Raw genomic sequence first — 15,885 nt, forward strand, 5'->3', positions numbered from 1 at the left:
CGGAAAGCCGGGACGCAAAGCCGGACGGGAAGCCGGAAGAGAAGCACGAAAGAGAACTGAGGAGACAACGCATGACGTTTCTGATCACTGGTGGTGCCGGTTACATCGGGGCGCACGTCGTCCGCGCGATGCTGCTTGCGGGGGAGGAGGTCGTGGTTCTGGACGACCTCTCCACCGGCAACGCCGACCGCGTCCCGGAGGGTGTCCCGCTGGTGGTCGGTTCCGTGCTCGACCGGCAGGTCCTGGACGAGACCTTCGCCCGGCACCGCATCACCGGCGTGGTCCACCTCGCGGGCAAGAAGCAGGTCGGCGAGTCCGTCGAGAAGCCGCTGCACTACTACGAGGAGAACGTGGGCGGCCTCACCGTCCTGCTCCAGGCCGTGGCGGCCGCGGGCGTGCGCAACTTCCTCTTCTCCTCCTCCGCCTCCGTGTACGGGATGCCGGACGTGGACCTCGTCACCGAGGACACCCCGTGCCTGCCGCTGAGCCCCTACGGCGAGACGAAGCTGGCGGGCGAATGGCTGGTCCGCGGCGCGGGCAAGGCCCACGGCATCTCCACCGCGTGCCTGCGCTACTTCAACGTGGCGGGCGCCGCGACCCCCGAGCTCGCCGACACCGGCGTCTTCAACCTGGTCCCGATGATCTTCGAGCGGTTCGACAAGGGCGAGGGCGCCCGGATCTTCGGCGACGACTACGCGACCCCGGACGGCACCTGCATCCGCGACTACATCCACGTCGCCGACCTCGCCGAGGCCCACGTGGTGGCCGCCCGCAAGCTCGTCGAATGGGGTGCGCAGGGCGAGTACAAGGACCTCACCGTCAACATCGGCCGCGGCGAGGGCGTCTCCGTCCGCGAGATGGTCGAGCTGGTGAACGAGGCCACCGGGCACACCGATGCCGCCTACGCGCCCGCGGTCTCCCCGCGCCGCCCCGGCGACCCGGCGAAGGTCGTCGCCTCCGCCGACCGGATCTCCGCGGAGCTGGGCTGGAAGGCCCGCCACGACGTGCGCGAGATGATCACCTCGGCCTGGGAGGGCTGGGAGGCCCACCGCAAGGCCTGAAACAGGTAGTGCGTACGAAGCCGCCCGCCCCGGTCGATTCCGGGGCGGGCGGCTTCTTCGTACGTACTGCGCCGGACGGGTCCGGCGGCTCAGCGCGTGGGGATCAGCGCTCCAGGAAGGAGAACAGCTCTTCCCACCGGTCGGTGATCTCGACGCTGGAGAACCGCTGCACATTGTGGAAGGCGGCGTCGCCGAGCCGGTCGCGCAGCTCGCGGTCGGCCATCAGCCGGTCCAGCTGCCCGCCCAGCTCCATCGTGTTGCCGAGCCGGGCCAGCAGCCCGTCCTCGCCGTGCGTCACGATCTCCCGGACACCCGGCGCGCAGTCGAAGGCGGCCACCGGCACGCCCGCGGCCATCGCTTCCAGCAGCGTGATCGGGAACCCTTCGGCGCGCGAGGCCTGAGCGAAGACGGAGGCTCCGTTCAGCGCGCCCAGCACATCGCTGGTGCTACCCATCCACTCCACGGAGTCCTGCAGGCCGAGCCCGGCGGCGTGCGCCCGCAGGTTCGGCTCCTCCACACCGGCCCCGTAGATCCGCAGGACCCAGTCGGGGTGGTGCGGGGAGGCGTCCGCCCATGCGTCGAGCAGCAGGTCCACGCCCTTCTCGAAGGCGAGGCGGCCGACGCTCGCCACGACCTTCCCGGTGCGCGGCGCGGGGGAGTCGGGCATGAACGGCAGCGGGTTCGGCATGCTGGAGACGTTCTCCATGCCCGAACGGATCCAGAGGTCCGCGTCCTCGGGGGTCAGCACGAGCATGCGGTCGACCTCCCGGTAGTACCGGCGGACCCGCTGGCCCCGGGAGGACTTGTTGCTGGCCTCGAAGGACTCGTGGCTCATGCCGATGACCGTGCACCCCTTGGTGTCGGCCAGGGCCACCCACTCCATCGCCCAGACCTGGGTGACGATCAGCACGGCGCCGGGGCGGGCCGCGCGCAGCAGCTCGCCCAGCTGGTCCGCCTTGGCCTGCATCGTCGCCCTGCGGGCCGCCTGGCGGCGCCGTTCGGGCGCGTTGAGCCGGCCCTTGATGCCGTGCAGCGTGCGGGCCGCCGCCGGGTGGGCTTCGTAGAGCGTGGTCACCGCGTAGGGGAGGTCCGCCGGGAACTTCTGGCGGAGTTCCTCGGCGACGGGGGTGATGCCGATGACGTGGACCCGGTGTCCGCGGTCGCTGAACAGCCTGGCCATCTGGTGCGACCAGGTGGTCACGCCACCGAGCTCGTCCACGCTGTTGGAGACGAGGAAGATGTCACGGCCGCCGGCGGCCTCGCCGGGGCTCTGCGGTGCGGTGGAAGTCTGCTGGCTCACTTGCCGCTCCTGGTGAAGAACTTCTCGACGATCCGGCGGGCCGCGTCCCCGCGGTCGTACTCGCCGAACTCGGCGAGGAAACGCTGGCGCGCCTCGGCGTACTTGGCATCGGCCTCGTCGAAGGCGGCGAGGGCCTGGAGCAGTTCGTCCGCGGTGGCGACCACCGGGCCCGGGGCCTTCTCCTTGAGGTCGAAGTACGTGCCGCGGATGTCGTTCGCGTACTTCTCGTAGTCGTACGCGAAGAACAGCATCGGCCGGTCCAGGACCGCGTAGTCGAACATCACGGACGAGTAGTCGGTGATCAGCCCGTCGGCGAGCGCCAGCAGCGGCGTGATGTCGTGGTGCCGGGACACGTCGATGACCCGGCCCGCGACCGACGGCGGCAGCGTGACGCTGTTGAGGTAGTGGGTGCGCACCAGCAGCGTGTAGCGGTCGCCGAGCCGGTCGGCGAACTCCTCCACGTCGAAGGGGAACTTGAAGCCCTCCACCGTGCCGTCCGCCCGCGCCCGGAAGGTCGGCGCGTACAGCAGCACCTTCTTCTCCGGGTCGATCCCGAACTCGCCCGCCAGAGGACCGCGGACCCGCTCGCCGCTCTGCGCCTCGGCGCGGTGGGCCGCGACCAGGGCGTCGTTGCGCGGGTAGCCGGTGCGCAGCAGCACCTCGTCACGCAGCCGGAAACCCTTGGCGAGGGTGCGGGCGTCGTGCTCGGAGCGGATCAGGAAGTGGTCGAAGCGGTCGACGGCCGCCTGGAAGCGGTCCTGGCCGGGACGGTCCTGCGCCTTGGTGCGGGGCTCGTGGAAGCCCATCCGCTTGAGCGCCGAGCCGTGCCAGGTCTGGATGTACGTGGTCCCCGGGCGCTTGGTCAGCGCCAGCGGGAAGCCCTGGTTGTCGACCCAGTACTCGGCCTGCGCCAGCGCCCGCAGGTAGGCCCAGCTCCAGCGCCGCACCAGGGTGGCCTCCTTGGGGAAGCCGGTGGGCTTGCCGCCCGCGTACGACCAGATCGCCTCGAACTGCGCGCCGGAGCGCACCAGCTCGTCGTAGATCGCCTTCGGGCTGTCGCTGTACTGCTTGCCCATGTGGCTCTCGAAGACGATCGTGCCCTTCTTGATGGGCAGCTTCGAGAAGACCTCGTGGTAGACCTTCACCTTCTGCTCGCCCGAGCCGAAGTTGCGGCGGGCCCGCAGGGCCTTGCGCAGGCTCCGCTTGACCACGCCGGCGGCCTTGCCGTGCATCGCGCCGTCGATCAGCGTCTGGGTGCGCACGGCGGCGGCGCCCTCGGCGGTCAGGACGTAGGAGAGGTTGCCCTTCTTGGTCATCTCCGGCTCGAAGCGGTCGGAGACCAGCCGGGTCAGCCGCGGGCGCACGCGCAGCCGGGCGGCGTTCTCCAGGTCGACCCCGCCGACGGAGACGCGGGTGGTGAGCCGGTCGGAGCCGGCCGTCAGCTTCAGGCGTACGTCCCAGACGGCGTCGATGATGCCGAGCGGGCGGACCGTGCTGCCGATGTCGGCCGTGGCCTTCCACTCGATCGTGTCGCCGGCGTGGCGAACGGTTGCCACCGGGAAGCTGAAGGAGCGGACGCCGATCTGCCGGCGGGCCCGGAACTCCAGCGAGGCCTTCAGCGCCACGTCCGGGCGGATCCGGCCCAGCGGGTTCACCACGGCACCCGAGAGGGTGACCGTGCCGCGGCCGTCGTCCTCGTACCCGGTGAGGCGGTTGCCCAGGGTGAGGGAGGCGAGCGGTGCGCCGGCGTAGGGCTGGTTGGTGACGTCCAGTATCCGCCGCGCCGTGTCCGCGTCGGGGCCGTCGATGTGCTGCTCGCACCAGTAGACGCGCCCGTAGCGCTCGGCGAGCGGTGAGGTGAGCCGGCCCTGGTTGGTCATGGCGTCGGCGGCGGGCAGGAGGTTGTCCCAGTCCTCCTTGCCGAGCAGGTAGGCGCAGATGGCCTGGAGGTTGCTGACGCTGTCGTACGCGGCCGGGTCGATGCCGGCCAGGTAGCCGTTGGCGAGCCGGGCGAACTCCTGGCGGTAGGCGTCACCGAGCAGGGGCAGGTCCCGCAGGTGGAGCACCAGGTCGTGCTTGAGGAACTTGATGTCCTTCGCGGACTTGATCTCCGCGTGGCCCTTGGCCGCCAGTAGTTCGTCGACGCGGCGGTGGATCTCCATCCGGTGGACGAAGTTCTCGATCTCGTGGCGCCGGTTGCTGATCGACTTCGCCGAGGCCTTCTCGATCACGTTCCAGTAGTAAACGTGGTTCGGGATGAGCGTGATGCGGCTGGCGGCGACGTAGGCCTGCGCGGAGAAGAGCAGGTCCTCGTAGTGGATGCCGACCGGGAATTCCAGGCCCTGCTCCAGCAAGAACGCGCGCCGATAGCACTTGTTCGTGGAGAGGGTGTCGTAAACCAGCAGGTCGGGGTACTCGGTGATCGACTCCAGCGTGCGAGTGCGCGCGTAGATCCACGGGTACCACTCGGTGGTCTTCCCCGAACGGCTGTCGAGGTGGACCCGGACGCACATGCCCGAGACCAGGTCGGACCCGGTCCGCTCGGCGGCGTCCAGCATGTTGCGGCAGGCATTGCGTTCCAGAACGTCATCGCTGTCCAGGAACATGACGTAGGTACCGGTGGCCTGCTGGATGCCGTAGTTGCGCGGGGCGCCGCAGCCCCCGCTGTTTTCCGGCAGCTGGAAGGCGCGCACCCTCCCCGGATGCGCGGCTTCGAGCTGTTGGGCGACCGCGTAGGACCCGTCCTTGCTGCAGTCGTCGACGATCACGACTTCGACCCCGTGCAGGGTCTGGTCCAAAACCGACTGAACTGCTGCCGGGAGACGCTCTGCGTCGTTGTAGACGATGACGACCACGGAGACGTCAGGCACGTGCACCTCGATCCCTCTGTTTCATTGCGCTTATCCCGTTAAAGCTACCGTGTGCCGCCCTCAGCCCCCGCAGCGCTCCCACTGGCGTGCATACTTCTATGAGAGGTGAGTGGCAGGTCCGGTCGCCGTAATCCACCCGTTCGGACCGCAGGAAGTGTTCATGAAGCTGTCTGTAGTAGTCCCTTGCTACAACGAGGAAGCTGTCATCGACAGCTTCGACACGGAGATCCGCAAGGTTCTGGATGCTCTGCCCGTCGAGTACGAGGTCTGCTACGTCGACGACGGCAGCCGCGACGGGACCCTCGAGAAGCTCCGCAAGATCGCGGCGCAGCACACGGACCAGACTCGCTACGTCTCCTTCAGCCGGAACTTCGGCAAGGAGGCCGGCATGCTCGCGGGCCTGCGCGAGGCGACCGGCGACGCCGTGGTCATCATGGACGCGGACCTCCAGCACCCGCCGGAGCTCATCGCCACCATGCTCGACTACTACCGGCAGGGCCACGACCAGATCATCGCCCGCCGCACCCGCGAAGGCGACAAGAAGCTCCGCTCGGCGCTCAGCCGCCTCTACTACCGGGGCGTCAACCGCTGGGTCGACGTGGAGCTCACCGACGGCGTCGGCGACTTCCGGCTGCTGTCCCGCCCGGCCGTGGACGCGCTGCTGTCGCTGCCCGAGTACAACCGCTTCTCCAAGGGCCTGTTCTCCTGGATCGGCTTCGACACGGTCCACTTCGACTACCGCAACGCGCAGCGCGAGGCCGGCGAGACGAAGTGGAAGTTCGGCGCCCTGCTGAACTACGGCATGGACGGGCTCATCTCGTTCAACAACAGGCCGCTGCGCATCGGCATCTGGGTGGGCGCGACCCTGGTGGGCCTGACGGGTCTCTACGCCCTGTGGATCACCATCATGGCGATGACCCACGGGGTGGAATCCCCGGGATACGTCACCACCGTCGGCCTGATCGCAGGCCTGGGCGGCATTCAGATGATCATGCTGGGCCTGATCGGCGAGTACATCGGCCGCATCTACTACGAGACCAAGCGCCGGCCGCACTTCCTGGTGAAGGAGTCGCACGGCACCGACCGGACGGGCGCCCCCACGGACATCCGGGACGCGGCTCTGCCGCAGGCCGAGGCCGTGATCGCCGAGCGAAGCAACTGATGTCGCGCACGACGGACGGGCAGTCGGGCACCGACCGGAAGACCCAGCTCGGCCAGATCGTCCGGTTCGGTCTGGTCGGCGCGGTCAACACCGGAACCTTCTACGTCCTCTACCTGCTCCTGCACCCGTGGATGCCGTACTTCGCCGCCTACTCCCTCGCCTTCGTGCTGGCGATGGTCGGCTCGTTCTTCATGAACACCTACTTCACCTACCGGACCCGGCCGACCTGGAAGAAGTTCCTCCTCTTCCCGCTGACCAACGTCACGAACTTCGTGGTCCAGTCCGCCGGCCTGTACGCCCTGGTGAGCTGGGCGGGCATGAACACCAAGATCGCACCGCTGGTCGCGGCCGTCGTGGCGATCCCCTTCACCTTCGTCATCTCCCGCAAGATCCTCATTCCGGGGACGGCCGGACCGGCCGGAGAACCGGAGCAGGCCCACACCGCGTCCACGGTCTGAAACCGGAGGGCGCCGCCGCCCGGCCACCCCGTAGATTGAGCGGGCAGGTTCGCAGGTTCCTGTTCGTACGTGCTGTTCGTACGTGCTGTGCGTTCGGCGAGGGTCAAGGGTCAGGGGACAGAAGTGTCAGCGGCTAGGCAGGGTGTGCTCGACGCGCGCAGGATCGTGGTCAAGGTCGGCTCCTCCTCCCTGACCACGGCGGCCGGCGGACTCGACGCCGACCGGGTGGACGCGCTGGTCGACGTACTGGCCAAGGCGCGCAGCGGCGGCGAGAAGGAGATCGTGCTGGTCTCCAGCGGAGCCATCGCCGCCGGACTCTCCCCGCTCGGCCTGCGCCGCCGCCCCACCGACCTGGCCCGCCAGCAGGCCGCCGCGAGCGTCGGCCAGGGCCTGCTCGTCGCCCGCTACACGGCCTCCTTCGCCCGGTACGGCGTACGCGTCGGCCAGGTGCTCCTGACCACCGACGACACGAGCCGGCGCGCGCACTACCGCAACGCCTACCGGACCCTGGACCAGCTCCTGGCCATGGGGGCGCTGCCCGTCGTCAACGAGAACGACACCGTCGCCACCGACGAGATCCGCTTCGGCGACAACGACCGGCTCGCGGCCCTCGTGGCCCACCTGGTCCGCGCCGACCTCCTCGTCCTGCTCTCGGACGTGGACGGGCTCTACGACGGGGACCCGTCCCAGCCCGGCACCACCCGCATCGACGAGGTGCGCGGCCCCGAGGACATCGCCCACGTCACCATCGGCAGCGTCGGCAAGGCGGGCGTCGGCACCGGCGGCATGGCCACCAAGATCGAGGCGGCACGCATCGCCGCCGCGGCCGGCATCCCGGTCGTCCTGACCTCGGCCAGCCAGGCCGCGGACGCCCTGGCCGGGCGGGCGACCGGCACCCACTTCCACTCCACCGGACGCCGCTCGACGGACCGGCTGCTCTGGCTCCAGCACGCCTCGACCCCGCAGGGGCACCTCGTACTGGACGACGGCGCCGTCCGCGCGGTGACCGAACGCGGCAGCTCGCTGCTGCCCGCCGGCATCGCCTCGGTCGAGGGCGACTTCGTCGCCGGGGACCCCGTGGAACTGCGCGCGGCCGACGGCCGGGCGGTGGCGCGCGGCCTCGTCAACTTCGACGCCAAGGAGCTTCCGCAGCTCCTCGGCCGCTCCACTCGCGAGCTCGCGCGGGAACTCGGACCCGAGTACGAGCGGGAGGTCGTCCACCGCGACGATCTGGTCCTGCTGCAGGGCTGAGGTTCGGTAAAACCGCCGCGCGGCGAGCCGAGGACTGGTCAACTGTGAGAGGCGGACAGGCGTAGCGCAGACAAGGAGGCGGCTGGTGAGACGAGCGCTGACCAGCGTCGGCACCGGGGACGGTGACGTCGGTGGGACCGGGGAGGACCGGGACGCCTCCCGTCTCTGGCACATCACCCTGAGCGTCTCCGGGAAGCCCGCGCCGCTGTCCGACGTACGCCGTGGGCTGGAGCAGCTCGCCCATGACCACCCCTTCCTGCTGACCAGCCGCTACGCCGACGACCACGCGGAAATCCGCTACTGGGAGGAAGCCCGCGACCTCCACGACGCGGCGGCCGTCGCGCTGCGGCTCTGGGGGGAACACCGGTCCTCGGCGAACCTCCCGCCCTGGGAGATCGTCGGCCTCGAAGTCATCGACCGCGCCACCTACCACCAGCGCGTCGCCGAAGGCTACGGTCCACCCCCGGCCCACCCCATGGGCGTGCACCCCTATTGACGCTGGTCGAGGTGTTTGCCACTGCCGTCCCGGCGCCCCGGCAACAGGCGGCTGTGGCAAGCACCCCGCCCGCGTCAAAAAGGGTGCGTCTCGCGGGGTGGAACCCCATCGGCCCAGGGGTGGACGGGGATTACCCTGGCGGCATGACCTCGCTCGATGCCACGACCTCGCCCGTGATCGCCACCGCGCAAGCCGCCCGGACCGCCGCCGCGGCCATCGCCCCCCTCCCGCGGTCCGCGAAGGACAGGGCCCTGCTGGCCATCGCCGACGCGCTGGAGGCCCGTACGGCCGAGATCGTCGAGGCCAACGCCGTCGACACGGCGAAGGCGGCCGCAGCCGGGACCAGTGAGACCGTCATCGACCGTCTCACCCTCACCCCCGACCGCATCGCGGCCATCGCCTCCGACGTCCGTGACGTCGCGGCCCTGCCCGACCCCGTCGGCGAGGTCGTCCGCGGCTCCACGCTCCCCAACGGGATCGACCTCCGCCAGATCCGCGTCCCGCTCGGCGTCGTCGGCATCATCTACGAGGCCCGCCCCAACGTCACCGTCGACGCCGCCGCCCTCTGCCTGAAGTCCGGCAACGCCGTCCTCCTGCGCGGCTCCTCCTCGGCCTACGCCTCCAACACCGCCCTCGTGGCCATCCTGCGCGACGCCGTCGTATCGGCCGGTCTCCCCGCCGACGCCATCCAGCTCGTACCGGGCGAGTCCCGCGACTCCGTCCGCGAGCTGATGCGCGCCCGCGGCCTCGTCGACGTCCTCATCCCGCGCGGCGGCGCCTCGCTCATCAAGACCGTCGTCGAGGAGTCCATCGTCCCGGTCATCGAGACCGGTACCGGCAACTGCCACGTCTACGTGGACGACCAGGCCGACCTGGCCATGGCCGTGGACATCCTCGTCAACTCCAAGGCCCAGCGGCCCTCCGTCTGCAACTCCGCGGAGACCCTGCTCGTCCACCGGGACATCGCCGACGCCTTCCTGCCGCTCGCCCTGGACGCCCTCGCCGACGCCGGCGTGACCGTCCACGGCGACGAGCGGGTGCTCGCGTACGCGGAGGACTCCAAGGTCACCGCCCTCGCGGCCACCGACGAGGACTGGGCCGCCGAGTACCTCTCGTACGACATCGCCGCCGGTGTCGTGGACTCCCTCGACGAGGCCGTCGCCCACATCCGCCGGTGGACCTCCGGCCACACCGAGGCGATCGTCACCACCTCGCAGGCCGCCGCGCGCCTCTTCACCCAGCTGGTCGACTCGACCACGGTTGCCGTGAATGCCTCCACCCGGTTCACGGACGGTGGCCAGTTCGGCTTCGGCGCGGAGATCGGCATCTCCACGCAGAAGCTGCACGCCCGGGGCCCGATGGGGCTTCCCGAGCTCACCTCGACCAAGTACATCGTCACCGGCGACGGTCACGTACGGTAGTCGCCGCCTGAACGCGGTGTGGCCGGATTTCGGCGTACGCCCTGCCCAAAGGTGCCCCTCAGGTCTACGCTGGTCTCGTGCCGGACGACGTGGGGGGCAAACCGTTCCCGGACGACGGGACCCCCGAAGAAAATGCAGACGACCGCGGAGGCGCGGACAAGGACTTCGCCTCCGTGGTGTTCGACGAGGACTTCGTCCGGAACGCCGAGATCCGTGAACCGAGCGCCGCAGAGCGCCAGCGGGCCGGCGATCGGGCGCGCGCCGAGGCGGCCGAGGCCGCCCGCGCCGCCTTCGCCGGCGGCTGGACGGGCGACGAGGACTACGACGCGTACGCCTACGGCGGCGCCGACGGCTACCACTCCGAGGACTCCGGCTGGGAGCACAGCCACGGAGCCGGCTCCGCGGAGGGCCCGTACGGGGCCTACGGCGGCAGTCTGCGCCCCTACCGCGGCCGCTCGCCGTGGCTCCGCCCGGTCGCCTGGGTGCTCGCCTTCGTGATGGGCCTCGGCATGATCGCGCTCGCTTTCAGCGCCGTGTACCGCAGCGCGGCGAGCGACGCGGAGCAGGCTCCGGCCCCCGCCAGCACCCCGATGGGCGAAGTCACCGGCGCCGGAGCGTTTATGGACCGCGTCAGCCGCCAACCCTGAAGGTACGACCCCGCTCCCCATCGCCGGAGCCGGGGGCTTCTCTGGAGCGGGGACAGCGGGGAGAAGCGATGGCCAAGCCAGGAGATCCGCCGAACGGCACCCCCGAGGGTGCCGGCGGGGCCGACGACGAGTTCCGGTCCGACGAGTACCGGTCGGTGGTGTTCGACGAGGACTTCGTCCGGGCTGCCCGGCTCCAGGAGTTCTCCGCACAGGAGCGCATGGGCGAGCACGCCCGCGCCGTACGGAGCCGGTCGATCTGGTCGAGCGGCGGGGGCCATCCGGGATCCCGCAGCGGCTCCGGCGGCGGAGCGGCCCGGCAGGGCCGGATCATCGTGCTGTGCATCGCCCTGGCGCTCGCCGGCGCCGTCTACATGGGCATGCGCAATCCCTACGTGCCGCCCGCCGGGGACCCGGCCGAGGCGATGAGCAGCACCGTCGTCCCGCTCGCGCCCACCGAGGCCGTGCCGGGCGGCCGGCCCGCGGACCTGTACGCGCAGAGTCCGGCGGCCCAGTACCGCGTCGGGGCGGCCGGGATCACCTTCCCCGGCGTGCGCCGCACCCGCCACTTCAGCGAGGAGCAGGTCCAAACCGCGCTGACCGTCGCCAAGGACTACCTGGTGCAGTCCTCGCTGGACCCCGACGTCCTGTCCGGCGAGGCCTCCCGGCCGGTGCGCGTGCTGCTCGACCCCGACCAGGTGACGCAGTTCGACCAGAGCATGCTCGCGCCGTCCGGCAACGGGCGGCACGCCGTCACCGGCTGGCTGGTCCGCTTCGACCCGGCGACCGCCGTGGTGGCCGACACCCGGGTCCGCGTCAGCGGGGTACTCGCCTTCGCGGAGACCGCCCCGAACGCACTGGAAGTGACCTCCGACCACACCTTCGTCTACGCCGTGCGTCCGGCCACCGGCCATCCGGCCGCGGTGGACGGGGCCTCGCTCTTCACCGTCCGCCGGGAGCTGCGGCTGCGCTTCGACCGCGACGACCTCACGGCACGGCGGGCGGAGCTCGTCTCGGCCTACGTGATGGCCGGCCCGCAGGCCTGCTCCGCCGACCCGGCCGCAGGCTTCCGCCCACTGACGGCCGGCGCCGGGCCGACCACCACCGGCCCGGCGGCGACCGACCCGTACGCCAGTGGCAGTCCGCGCCGCACGGCCGGGCTGTGCGGGGTGCTCGCGCCGACGGCCACGCCGGAGCCGCCGGGGACGCTGCGGGCCCCGGCGTCCCCGTCCGCCCCGGGGTAGCGTCAGCCCTGCTCCGTAGCCCCGCCCTTGCCGGTGTCCGTGTCCTTGCCCTTGTTCTCGGCGCTGCCGCTGCTGCCCGAGGAGCCGCCCGCACCCGCGGCACCCATGCCCGAGAACTTCTCCCGCAGCTTGCCGCCCAGGTCCGCCGTGCCGCCGGCGATGTCGCCGACCAGCTTCAGCAGCGGGTCCTTGCTCGTGCGCACCGTGTCGGCGTAGTGCGCGGCGGACTGCCGGAAGGAGTCGGTCACCGAGGTGTCCTTGTCCTCCTCGCGCCGCGGGTAGTGGCCGTCCATGATCCGCTGGTGGTCCCGGTTCTGCGACCACTTCTTCAGCTCGGCCGCCCGCACCGTGGTGAAGGGGTGCGTCCGGGGCAGCACGTTGAGGATCTTCAGGACGGAGTCGCGCAGGTCGCCGCTCTCCTCGTACTCCTCGGCCTGGGCGAGGAACGCGTCGACATTCATCTCGTGGAGGTGGTTGCCGCCCGCGAGCTTCATCAGCCCGCGCATCGAGGCGTGCACGTCCTGTCCCACCAGCAGCCCGGCCCGGTCCGCGGACAGCTCCGACTTGCGGAACCACTCGCGCAGCGCCGTCACGAGCGCCATGATCGCCACATTGCCCAGCGGGATCCACGCGACCTTGAGCGCCAGGGTCGTCAGGAACAGCAGGATCGTGCGGTACACGGCGTGCCCCGACAGCGCGTGGCCCACCTCGTGGCCCACCACCGCCCGCATCTCCTCCTCGTCGAGCAGCTCGACGAGGGCCGTGGTGACCACGATGATCGGCTCGTCCAGCCCGATGCACATGGCATTGGGCTTGGGGTCCTGCTGGACGTACATCTGCGGGACCTTCTCCAGGTCCAGGATGTAACAGGCGTCCAGGAGCATCGCGTGCAGGTGCGGGAACTGCGTCTCGCCCACCCGGACGGAGTCCGAGAGGAAGAGCAGTCTCAGACTGCGCTCGGGCAGCAGCCCGCTCAGCGTTTTGAAGACCGTGTCGAAGCCGGTCAGCTTGCGCAGGGCCACGAGCGCGGACCGGTCCGCCGGATGCTCGTACGCCCGTGAGGAAATACCGGGGAACCTCTTTCGGTCCCGCGCCGGTGCCTTCTCGAATCCCGTCCCCGTCATAGCGCCCTCCCCGTTGATGTGTGCGGCTGGCCGCCCGTCTATCCTCTCCAACGCCTGAGTCGGCGTGAGCGTGCCCCAGGCCCCCGCATACGATGTGAGCGAAATCTCCGCCCGCTCCCCGACTCGATAGGTACCTGCCTGATGAGCCTCGCCTCCACCGCCCACAACCTGGTCGTTCTCGCCTCCGAGGGAGCCGAGAAGCACGGCGGCAACCACGACAGCCTGAGCCCGTACCTGACCGGTGGCGCGGCCTTCGGCATCCTCCTGCTGATGCTGTGGGTCACCACGCGCCTGAACCGGGACCGCTGAACCCCCCAAGGCCCGGTCCGCCGAGTACGCGCCCGTAGGCGGGTCCCTGCCGCGCCACCGGGCCAGTAGGCTCTGCGCTCATGGGAGAGCAGGAAATGCCTACCGGCCCGGTGAAGCGCAGGCTCGGGGTGATGGGCGGGACATTCGATCCGATCCACCACGGACACCTGGTGGCCGCCAGTGAGGTGGCCGCGCTGTTCCACCTCGACGAGGTGATGTTCGTACCGACCGGCGAGCCGTGGCAGAAGTCGCAGCGGGCCGTGTCGTCCGCCGAGGACCGGTACCTGATGACGGTCATCGCGACCGCCTCGAACCCGCAGTTCTCGGTGAGCCGCATCGACATCGACCGCGGCGGGCCGACTTACACGATCGACACCCTGAGGGACCTGAGCGCCCTCAACGACGACGCCGACCTCTTCTTCATCACCGGCGCCGACGCCCTTGCACAGATCCTGACCTGGCGGAACGCCGAGGAGCTCTTCGCCCTCGCGCACTTCATCGGTGTCACCCGGCCGGGACACGTGCTCACCGACGACGGCCTGCCCGAGGGCGGCGTCTCCCTCGTCGAGGTTCCGGCGCTGGCCATTTCGTCCACGGACTGCCGTGCCCGCGTGGCCAAGGGGGATCCTGTCTGGTACCTCGTGCCCGACGGCGTGGTCCGCTACATCGACAAGCGTGAGCTGTACCGGGGAGCCTGAGCTTCCGGAGAGAGGGGCCCGCGGTGAATGACCGACACGAGCCGTACGACCCGTATGCCGGCCAGGAGCAGCAGCTCGTCGGCTACGACGCGTACGGGCGGCCGCTGTACGGCCAGGCGCCCGCGCAGCCCGCCCCCGAGCCCCCCTACGAGCAGCAACAGCAGCAGCAGTACGAGCAGGGCTACGGCTACGACTACCAGGGGTACGGCGGACAGCAGCAGCCGCCGCAGCAGCCGCCGCAGTACTACCCGCAGCAGCCCCAGCAGCAGTACCCGCAGGCCACACAGGCCCCGCAGTACGGGTACGACACCCAGTCCGTGCCGCAGTACGACACCCAGGCCACCCAGCAGTGGATCCCGCAGCAGGCCGCCCCCGAGGCCCCGGCGCAGGCGCCCCTGCGGGCCACCGCGCCCGAGCCGGAGTTCCGTCCCGCGCCGCAGGTCCCGGAGCCCCGCCGGGCCGACGGGCCGGGGCAGGGGTCCTCGTACCAGACCGAGCAGTTCGCCTTCATCGACCAGCCGGACGAGGACTCCGAGGACGTCATCGACTGGCTCGCCTTCACCGAGAGCCGGACCGAGCGCCGCGAGGAGGCCCGCCGGCGCGGCCGCAACCGGGTGGTGGCGCTGATCGTCGTCCTGGCGCTCTTCGTCGTCGCGGGCCTCGGCTACCTCTGGTACGCGGACAAGCTGCCCTTCCTGGAGGCCCCCGGCAAGGCGTCGGACGGCGCGTCGGCCACCGGCCCGCAGAAGCGCGACATGATCGTCGTGCACGTGCACAACACCAAGAAGGGCGGCACCTCCACGGCGCTGCTCGTCGACAACGTGACCACCAAGCAGGGCGCCACCGTCCTGGTGCCGAACACGCTGAACGTCTCCAAGGACGACGGCACCACGTCCCAGCTGGGCAAGGCCGTCGCGGACGGCGGCCTGGGCGTACGGGAATCCCTCGACTCGGTCTTCGGCACCCGCATCGGCGGCACCTGGCGGCTTGACACCCCCTTCCTGGAAAACTTCGTGGAGCTGGTCGGCGGCATCGAGGTCGACACCGACGTGGCCGTCCCGGCGGACGACGCGGCGAAGGTGCCCGCCGTCGGCCAGGGACCGAAGCAGAGCCTCAGCGGTGCGATGGCGGTCGCCTACGCCACGTACCGCGCGCAGGGCGAGCCGGAGGCCAAGCAGCTCGACCGGCTCGGCAAGGTCCTGCTGGGCCTGCTGCGCAAGGTGCCCGGCGATCCGAAGTCGGCGGCGATGACCGTGGAGACCACCGGGCAGATCCTGGACCCCGCGCTGAACGCGCAGACGCTCGGCGCGCTGCTGGCCAAGCTCGGCGAGCACGCCAAGGTGGGCAAGTACCGCACCGACGTGCTCGGGGTGAAGCCCGACGGCGGCCTCACGGACGACGCCAACAAGAAGGTGGTCAAGGAGATCCTCGGCGGCACCGTCACGGAGGCCCAGCCCGGGGCCCTGCCGCGGGTCGGCCTGAAGGACGCCACCGGCGACGACAAGACGGGCACGGCGGCGAAGGCGGCCCTGCTCAACGGCGGCTACACCTTCGTGGACGGCGGCAAGGCCGACAAGACCGCGGCCGCGTCGCAGATCACGTACCAGGACGACGCGCAACGGGAGAAGGCGATCGAGGTCGCCAAGACGCTGGGCCTGCCCGAAACGGCCGTGAAGAAGGCCGAGAACGCGGTGAACGCGGACGTCGTGGTGACGCTGGGCAAGGATTACAAACCGTCCTGACCCCTCGGGAGGCCTACTGCGGCCTGCTCCGGCGGCACCCGTCGGGTGCGGCTCCGCCCGCGCGGCACGCTGCGCGCGGGCGGTGTCGGCGGTACATGAGACCCT

General features: G+C 70.7%; 14 protein-coding genes. 11 read left to right on the forward strand and 3 right to left on the reverse strand.

Annotated elements, in window-relative coordinates; genetic code table 11:
• The first annotated feature begins 71 nt into the window (after positions 1-71).
• Entirely contained in the window at positions 72-1,061 is a 990-nt protein-coding gene (gene galE, locus OHA37_RS25790; RefSeq protein WP_266908948.1) for a UDP-glucose 4-epimerase GalE, read from the forward strand.
• A 103-nt stretch (positions 1,062-1,164) separates the two neighbouring features.
• Here galE and OHA37_RS25795 read toward each other — a convergent pair whose 3' ends face one another.
• Both OHA37_RS25795 and OHA37_RS25800 read right to left on the reverse strand, forming a co-directional pair.
• Positions 1,165-2,361, reverse strand: coding sequence for a glycosyltransferase (locus OHA37_RS25795; protein WP_266908949.1), 1,197 nt, complete (start codon positions 2,359-2,361; stop codon positions 1,165-1,167).
• Positions 2,358-5,237: a bifunctional glycosyltransferase/CDP-glycerol:glycerophosphate glycerophosphotransferase gene (locus tag OHA37_RS25800; RefSeq protein ID WP_266908950.1), complete on the reverse strand. Its 2,880-nt coding sequence runs from the start codon at positions 5,235-5,237 to the stop codon at positions 2,358-2,360. The genes OHA37_RS25795 and OHA37_RS25800 overlap by 4 nt, the downstream gene beginning before the upstream one ends.
• A gap of 154 nt (positions 5,238-5,391) precedes the next feature.
• Here OHA37_RS25800 and OHA37_RS25805 point away from each other — a divergent pair, with 154 nt between their 5' ends.
• The 7 genes from OHA37_RS25805 (at position 5,392) to OHA37_RS25835 (ending at position 11,907) form a co-directional block, all read left to right on the forward strand.
• Positions 5,392-6,393, forward strand: coding sequence for a glycosyltransferase family 2 protein (locus tag OHA37_RS25805; protein ID WP_266908951.1), 1,002 nt, complete (start codon positions 5,392-5,394; stop codon positions 6,391-6,393).
• The gene (locus OHA37_RS25810; RefSeq protein WP_266908952.1) at positions 6,393-6,851 is read left to right on the forward strand and encodes a GtrA family protein; all 459 of its coding nucleotides are present in this window, start codon (positions 6,393-6,395) and stop codon (positions 6,849-6,851) included. Before OHA37_RS25805 ends, OHA37_RS25810 begins: the two co-directional genes overlap by 1 nt.
• 123 nt (positions 6,852-6,974) lie before the next feature.
• A complete protein-coding gene (proB, locus tag OHA37_RS25815) occupies positions 6,975-8,102 on the forward strand; it encodes a glutamate 5-kinase (RefSeq protein ID WP_266908953.1) in 1,128 nt (375 codons plus the stop codon).
• Between the two features lie 85 nt (positions 8,103-8,187).
• Positions 8,188-8,598, forward strand: coding sequence for a hypothetical protein (locus OHA37_RS25820; RefSeq protein WP_442813288.1), 411 nt, complete (start codon positions 8,188-8,190; stop codon positions 8,596-8,598).
• Between the two features lie 143 nt (positions 8,599-8,741).
• Positions 8,742-10,019 carry a glutamate-5-semialdehyde dehydrogenase gene (locus tag OHA37_RS25825; protein ID WP_266908954.1) on the forward strand — a complete coding sequence of 426 codons (1,278 nt, stop codon included), beginning with the start codon at positions 8,742-8,744 and terminating at the stop codon, positions 10,017-10,019.
• A 77-nt stretch (positions 10,020-10,096) separates the two neighbouring features.
• Entirely contained in the window at positions 10,097-10,666 is a 570-nt protein-coding gene (locus OHA37_RS25830) for an SCO2584 family spore wall biosynthesis protein (RefSeq protein WP_266908955.1), read from the forward strand.
• A 68-nt stretch (positions 10,667-10,734) separates the two neighbouring features.
• Positions 10,735-11,907, forward strand: a complete 1,173-nt coding sequence (locus OHA37_RS25835) for an SCO2583 family membrane protein (RefSeq protein WP_266908956.1) — start codon at positions 10,735-10,737, stop codon at positions 11,905-11,907.
• Positions 11,908-11,909: 2 nt separating this feature from the next.
• Here OHA37_RS25835 and OHA37_RS25840 read toward each other — a convergent pair whose 3' ends face one another.
• Entirely contained in the window at positions 11,910-13,031 is a 1,122-nt protein-coding gene (locus OHA37_RS25840; protein ID WP_266908957.1) for a M48 family metallopeptidase, read from the reverse strand.
• 141 nt (positions 13,032-13,172) lie between these two features.
• Between OHA37_RS25840 and OHA37_RS25845 the strand changes: the two genes are divergently transcribed.
• From OHA37_RS25845 to OHA37_RS25855, 3 genes are all read left to right on the forward strand, one after another.
• On the forward strand, positions 13,173-13,340 hold the full coding sequence (locus OHA37_RS25845; RefSeq protein WP_266877591.1) for a hypothetical protein: 168 nt from the start codon (positions 13,173-13,175) through the stop codon (positions 13,338-13,340).
• Positions 13,341-13,420: 80 nt separating this feature from the next.
• Positions 13,421-14,038, forward strand: a complete 618-nt coding sequence (gene nadD / locus OHA37_RS25850; RefSeq protein ID WP_243334788.1) for a nicotinate-nucleotide adenylyltransferase — start codon at positions 13,421-13,423, stop codon at positions 14,036-14,038.
• A gap of 23 nt (positions 14,039-14,061) precedes the next feature.
• Positions 14,062-15,780, forward strand: a complete 1,719-nt coding sequence (locus tag OHA37_RS25855; RefSeq protein ID WP_266908958.1) for an LCP family protein — start codon at positions 14,062-14,064, stop codon at positions 15,778-15,780.
• Positions 15,781-15,885: the final 105 nt, after the last annotated feature.

Origin of the sequence: Streptomyces sp. NBC_00335 (assembly GCF_036127095.1) — a bacterium.
Lineage (GTDB): Bacteria > Actinomycetota > Actinomycetes > Streptomycetales > Streptomycetaceae > Streptomyces.